The organism is Gilvimarinus gilvus (assembly GCF_030518155.1).
Taxonomy (GTDB): Bacteria; Pseudomonadota; Gammaproteobacteria; order Pseudomonadales; family Cellvibrionaceae; genus Gilvimarinus; species Gilvimarinus gilvus.
In genome coordinates this window covers 1-380 of sequence record NZ_JAULRU010000432.1, presented here as the reverse complement: position 1 = coordinate 380, position 380 = coordinate 1, and the positions used below count along the sequence as shown (strand labels likewise).

Genomic DNA, 380 nt, shown 5'->3' with positions numbered 1-380 from the left:
CAATTTTTTAAAATTATCGATGAAGCTGATGACGGATCTGCTTATGGAATCTCTGTCATCGAAGATGCGGCTGAAAGAGATTTTTTGTAAAACATAATTATATATTTTAACATGAGAACAATACAAATAGCAAGCAAATTGGCAAAAATTTGGTTTTATATTTTATTAATTTTAGGTAACCTTTTTATTATTTTCTCAGTACTTAAAGGTATTGTTGAGACGAATGAAAAATATAATACTCCAAGAATTATTTTTAATAGTGAAAATGATTTATCCTCTATTGTTGTAGATCCAAATAACGATATTAGCCCTCTTGTTTTAGAGGATATGTATATAAGACAAAGAGCTTTCGAAATGAAATATAATAGAAAGTTAAAAGT

At 26.6% G+C, this 380-nt stretch carries 1 protein-coding gene; it reads left to right on the top strand.

Annotated features, from left to right (window positions below; genetic code table 11):
• Positions 1-138: 138 nt before the first annotated feature.
• Positions 139-380: hypothetical protein (locus QWI17_RS08725; protein ID WP_302722139.1), on the top strand; the 242-nt coding region annotated here is incomplete at its 3' end.